Genomic DNA, 5,229 nt, shown 5'->3' with positions numbered 1-5,229 from the left:
TCGATCGGCCGGAAGGGCCGGTTTCAGTCCGACGACTTAATGAGGGAGAACGTAGTTTGCCGCCGTTGCAGCGGCTAATTCTCGAGATCGCCCCCTGGATGTCGCCCGGCGCGCTGCGGCAACAGCACAATGCAGCCCACGATGAAGACTGCGAGGACGAGTGACGCCAGCGGCCGACTGAAATCCAGGCCGCCCTTGTCGTGCGGCTTATCGAGCAGATCTCCCACGGTAGCGCCGAGCGGCCGCGTCAAAATGAACGCCGCCCAGAACAGGAAGACGCGGGATATGCGGGTCCAACAATAGAGCGCAACCAAGACCGCCAAACCCAGTGCGAAAACGATCGCACCGCCTTCATATCCCAGGCCCCCGCTATCGGCGATCCAGTCCCCGAGCGCCGTACCCAGGGTCTGCGAAAAGGTAATCGTGACCCAGTAGAAGATTTCCGCCTTTGGGCTGGCGATCTTCGCTACCGACACCGACCCCATCGACCAATACCAGAGCGCGAGCGTGCCGAGCAGACAGGCCAGGAGGAGCGCCGAGCCCCCGGTATAGCCGATGCCGAGCGAACGATCGGCGAAATCAGCCATCGTGGTCCCGGCCGTGGTCGAGGCGACGATCGTCGCCCAGTACAGAAACGGATGGAATCTGGCGGCGCTGACCTGCCACCAGACGAGGCCGACGAGCAGCGAGGCGAAGATCGCCGTTCCCGCGAGATAGCCGAGGTTCATCGTCATGGTGACAGTGTCGCCGCCGGTCTCGCCCAAGGTGGTGGCGGCGATCTTGATGATCCAGAACGTCAGCACGATCTCGGGAACCTTGCTGGCCGAGACGGCGGGCGCTTGCGGGGTACTCATCGATTATTCCCTTCCGACAGCGGATTCGGCGGACGCGGCTCCTCCAACGAGCGCGCCGCCCGGTTGATCCGGACGGCGGCTCCGCACTCTGGTTGACGATCAGTCGGCGTTCGGACCTTCGACGCCGTTCTCGAGCACCTTGCCGGTGCGCGCATCGACACCGACCTCGAAGGTCTTGCCGTTACTCTTGATGTCGAACGAGTAGCGCAGGCCAGTGCCACCCGATTCCTTCTCGAGCTCCTGATCGGTGATTACGCCTGGACGGGCCGCCAGAGCGCGGGCGCGTGCGGTGGCGAGGGATACCTTCGCCATCGGCGCGAGGCGCGCGCCTTTCAATCCATGATGCGACGGCGCCGCCGATGCGCCAGTGGCAACGAGCATGGCGACTGCGGCGATACAGATAAACTTACGCATGATGTTCTCCAACTTAGGCAAACTGCCCAGGTCGAGTGAATACGCGCCATCGCATTCCTTCAGCCTCACTCGAGCATTAGGAATTGCCAACTTGCCCGATCCGGCCGCCGGGGCGTTATCGCATCGGGCGCTGGCGGGTGCGCAGACAATGAAGGCGGACTGGTGAGACTCTTGTTCCTCGAAGACGACAAGGAAACGCGGGAGCATGTAACGCGGATGCTGCGCGCTGCTGGGCATGTCGTCGATGATTGCGCGACCGGTCCAGACGCGGTCTTTCTGGGCACCAGCAACAGCTATTCGGTCCTGATCCTGGATCGCATGGTGCCACGACTGGACGGGTTGGGCGTGCTGAAGGCGCTTCGCGCGGCGGGCGTCCAGACGCCGGCGCTATTCCTGACCGCGATGGACGATGTCGACGACAGGGTCGAAGGTCTCGAGACGGGCGCCGACGACTATCTGGTCAAGCCGTTCGCCGGCACCGAGCTGCTGGCCCGCGTCAATGCGCTGGGACGGCGCCCCCCTGTGTCGGAAAATGTCACTCGGCTAGCGATCGCAGACCTCGAGATGGATCTGCTCAAGCGTATCGTCACGCGTGGCGGCCAGCGGATCGACCTTCAACAACAGGAATATAAGCTGCTGGAGTATTTGATGCAGCATGCCAGCGAGATCGTTACCCGCACCATGCTGCTGGAGAATGTCTGGTCGTTCCATTTCGACCCTGGAACCAACCTTATCGAAAGTCATATGAGTCGCCTGCGCGCCAAGGTAGATCGCGGTTTCGCCCAAGCGCTGATCCATACAGTACGCGGCGCCGGATATCGCCTCGATGTCGCTGACTAGTCCCTTTCGCAGCGGGGCATTTCGGTTCGCGCTCTTGATCGCCTCCATCTTCGCGCTTGGCACTGTGGCACTTCTCGTGATGGTCGAACGCACCGTCGGCCAATATGCGGTCGAAGTCGGGCGCGACAGCGTCATGACCGAGGTGTCCGCCCTGCTCGACGAGGATCGCCTCGCCGGTCGTGCGCGCACGATCGAGTCCGTCGTGCGGCGAGAAAATGCCGTGCGCGAGCACCAGCTGCGCTTCTTGTTGGTCGACGGCCGCGGAAGATATCTCGCGGGAAGTCTGCCAGCCGGAATCGCGCACGTCGGGTGGCGGACTATCACCATGCGCAATCGCGACGCCGACGATGACGACGGTGCGACGACGATGACGCTCGACACTTTTGGTGCGCGGATGAGCGACGGCGCGGTGGTCGTGGTCGGAAGCGATACCTCGGATATCGAGGAACTGCGGCAGAACCTGGGAATGACCGCCGCCGGCTTCGGGATGCTGATCGTCCTGCTGTCGCTCAGCGGCGGCCTTCTCGTGGGCACCACCTTTCTACGCCGGCTCGACCGCGTCAATAAGTCGGTCTCGCGCATCATGCAGGGCAGCCTGGCCGAACGTTTGCCACAGATCGGCATGAGTCCGGAGTTCGACAGACTCTCAGTCAACCTCAACCTGATGCTCGGTCGCATCGAGGCGTTGATGGAGGGCGTCAAGCAGGTGTCGACCGACATCGCGCATGACCTGCGGACCCCGCTGACGCGGCTGCGACAGCAGCTGGAGGACATTAGGGATTCCGCGCCGACGCCGGAGATGATCGAGCAAGCTGAGCGCGCACTCATTCAGATCGATCGCATTCTGTCGATCTTCCGCGCGCTGCTGCGGATCGGTTCACTCGAAGCCGGTGCGGGCCGGAAGCGATTTGCTCCGATCGACTTCAGCGACATGGTTGAGCGCGTCTTCCGCGCATATCAACCCGTCGCGGAAGACCGAGGTTATTCGCTGTCCGCAACGATCGAGCCAGGGATCGTTGGCTATGGCGACGCGGAAATGCTTGCCCAGGCGGTGACGAACCTGATCGAGAATGCTTTGTTTCATACGCCCGCCGGCACCGGCGTCGTGGTCGGCGTCGAACAGCGTGGCGACGGCGAGATCATGATGTTCGTCAGCGACAACGGCCCCGGCATTCCGGCCGGCGAAGTCAGGAACGTCGTGAAGCGCTTTTATCGGCTCGATACGAGCCGGGGGAGCGAGGGCGCCGGGCTGGGCCTGTCGCTGGCAGCGGCCATTGCAGATGCGCACGGCGGTAAGTTGGTGCTGGAGGATAACGATCCAGGCCTGAGAGTGGAGATGCGGCTCATCAATCCTCGCTTGGCCGCGGGACGCGGTCCGGAGGAGAGTTGAACCGTCCGCAAAACTTCAAACGCACTGTCGTCTCGGTCCAGCTTTGATCTCATTGCGTGTTAGGAATTCCCAATGTTCGGGCTCGGCCTATCCTCGCCGAGTGCGATTTAGACTGTGGTAACAGTGACATACCGTTCCCTTGCCGAACCGGATTGGAGTGCTGGTCCATGGAGCCGCCGCCATGCGCAGGAACGTTCCCGTATCAGCAGGGTTCGCAATGCGTGCCGCCAATTCGCCGAGGAAATCTATATGACCGCTGCCGACCGACGCGAGATGCTCAACAAGGTTCCTCAAGTCACAATCTTCTTCTGGATCATCAAGATCCTCGCAACGACGATCGGTGAAACCGGCGCGGATTTCCTGAACGTGCAACTCGGGTTCGGACTGAATGGCACATCGCTCGTTATGACCGTCCTGCTCGCGGTCTTGCTGGCAATCCAGATGCGCAAGGATCGCTACGTCTCCTGGGTGTATTGGGTGGTCGTCGTGTTCCTCAGCGTGGTCGGCACGCTTCTCACCGACAATCTGTCCGACAATCTCGGCCTCAGCCTCTACGTCTCGACCGCCGCGTTCACGCTCGCCCTGATGCTGACGTTCATTGTCTGGTACAGCAACGAACGCACGCTCTCGATCCACGAGATAACCAGCACGAAGCGCGAGGCGTTCTACTGGGCCGCCATCCTGTTCACCTTCGCGCTCGGTACTGCCGCGGGCGATCTGATCTCAGAGCAGCTGAGCCTGGGATACCTGCTTTCCGGGTTGATTTTCGGCGGTTCCATCGCACTCATCACATTTGCCTATTACGCCCTGAAGCTGAATGCCGTGGTAGCCTTTTGGCTGGCCTATATCCTGACGCGTCCGCTCGGCGCGTCGATCGGTGATCTTCTCACCCAGTCCAGCAAGGATGGCGGTCTGGGTATCGGCACCTTCACCGTCAGCGGCGTGTTTCTAGCGATCATCGTGTCGCTCGTCATTTATCTGAGCGGTCGAGATCAAAACGAACCGGAGGAGAGGACATAGCAGGTGCTGCCAGCGAAAGCTGTTTGGCTCGACCGCTCCACCCCGCTGAAAGCCACCGTGACCGGCGTCGTATTTCACAGCATGAGCATCTCGAAGGGATTCATCGGCTGCTTTTGGGCGAATTGGCAAGCGGTCTAAACGTCAAGACCTGGGGCGCCTAGCTGAAGAGCAACCCTGGAGCGGTTCGCATGGCAGCTCCCGACCCAGTTGCGGTCGCTCGAGGCGTTAACTCGACATTGCCGACAACAATGCTTCTGCCGAAGCGAACCCACTGATCGGCAGGTCAAAGTTGTAGCCCATGTCGGTGACGTGAATCGGAAACGAAAGCCCTGCCTGAAGCGACAAAGCAATCAAGGCCGATAGATGGCCAACCGGGCCATCTATCGTGACCGTCTCCATATCGGAGCTGATGCGAACAATGAGTTCGTCCGATTCTTGTGCGACCAGATACTGTTGGACGGCGCCTATGCGAGCGCCCAGCCGGGTAATGGCGCAGCCCGCTAGGGAACCAATAATTCGATCGACGGCCTCGGTGTCGAATGCCTGATCTGGACCGATGAAAATGAGCATCTTGTTTGACATGCAATCAGCCTACCGCCTTCAAAGCCGCCTGACAGCAAACCACCCAGCAGCCGCCATATACTAGCCGCGTGAGCGTACGGCAGCTTTCAGGGATGACGCGAACGATCGCGAATGACCACTATTGGGGCG

The 5,229-nt window shown here is 61.1% G+C and carries 6 protein-coding genes; 3 read left to right on the top strand and 3 right to left on the bottom strand.

The features are described from left to right. Positions 1 to 74: 74 nt before the first annotated feature. The gene (locus SPR01S_RS20425; RefSeq protein WP_066593526.1) at positions 75 to 854 is read right to left on the bottom strand and encodes a COG4705 family protein; all 780 of its coding nucleotides are present in this window, start codon (positions 852 to 854) and stop codon (positions 75 to 77) included. A gap of 99 nt (positions 855 to 953) precedes the next feature. Next, complete coding sequence (locus SPR01S_RS20420) at positions 954 to 1,268, bottom strand: PepSY domain-containing protein (protein WP_066593521.1); 315 nt, start codon at positions 1,266 to 1,268, stop codon at positions 954 to 956. A 162-nt stretch (positions 1,269 to 1,430) separates the two neighbouring features. Here SPR01S_RS20420 and SPR01S_RS20415 point away from each other — a divergent pair, with 162 nt between their 5' ends. The 3 genes from SPR01S_RS20415 to SPR01S_RS20405 all read left to right on the top strand — a co-directional run bounded on the left by SPR01S_RS20415 (position 1,431) and on the right by SPR01S_RS20405 (position 4,518). Then, on the top strand, positions 1,431 to 2,108 hold the full coding sequence (locus tag SPR01S_RS20415; RefSeq protein ID WP_066593518.1) for a winged helix-turn-helix domain-containing protein: 678 nt from the start codon (positions 1,431 to 1,433) through the stop codon (positions 2,106 to 2,108). Between the two features lie 34 nt (positions 2,109 to 2,142). Then, positions 2,143 to 3,498, top strand: a complete 1,356-nt coding sequence (locus SPR01S_RS20410) for a sensor histidine kinase (RefSeq protein ID WP_245662147.1) — start codon at positions 2,143 to 2,145, stop codon at positions 3,496 to 3,498. A 249-nt stretch (positions 3,499 to 3,747) separates the two neighbouring features. Further along, complete coding sequence (locus SPR01S_RS20405) at positions 3,748 to 4,518, top strand: COG4705 family protein (RefSeq protein WP_084251333.1); 771 nt, start codon at positions 3,748 to 3,750, stop codon at positions 4,516 to 4,518. Between the two features lie 225 nt (positions 4,519 to 4,743). Here the strand turns inward: SPR01S_RS20405 and SPR01S_RS20400 are convergent, their stop codons facing one another. Further along, positions 4,744 to 5,100, bottom strand: a complete 357-nt coding sequence (locus SPR01S_RS20400) for a hypothetical protein (RefSeq protein WP_066593512.1) — start codon at positions 5,098 to 5,100, stop codon at positions 4,744 to 4,746. Positions 5,101 to 5,229: the final 129 nt, after the last annotated feature.

The sequence above is a fragment of the Sphingomonas pruni NBRC 15498 genome, from assembly GCF_001598455.1.
Classification (GTDB): domain Bacteria; phylum Pseudomonadota; class Alphaproteobacteria; order Sphingomonadales; family Sphingomonadaceae; genus Sphingomonas; species Sphingomonas pruni.
This window is presented reverse-complemented; position numbering and strand designations above follow the sequence as displayed.

Coding starts and splice junctions, on each gene's coding strand:
- SPR01S_RS20425 (WP_066593526.1), bottom strand. CDS start 854: ATGAGTACCCCGCAAGCGCCCGCCGTCTCGGCCAGCAAGGTTCCCGAG.
- SPR01S_RS20420 (WP_066593521.1), bottom strand. CDS start 1,268: ATGCGTAAGTTTATCTGTATCGCCGCAGTCGCCATGCTCGTTGCCACT.
- SPR01S_RS20405 (WP_084251333.1), top strand. CDS start 3,748: ATGACCGCTGCCGACCGACGCGAGATGCTCAACAAGGTTCCTCAAGTC.
- SPR01S_RS20400 (WP_066593512.1), bottom strand. CDS start 5,100: ATGTCAAACAAGATGCTCATTTTCATCGGTCCAGATCAGGCATTCGAC.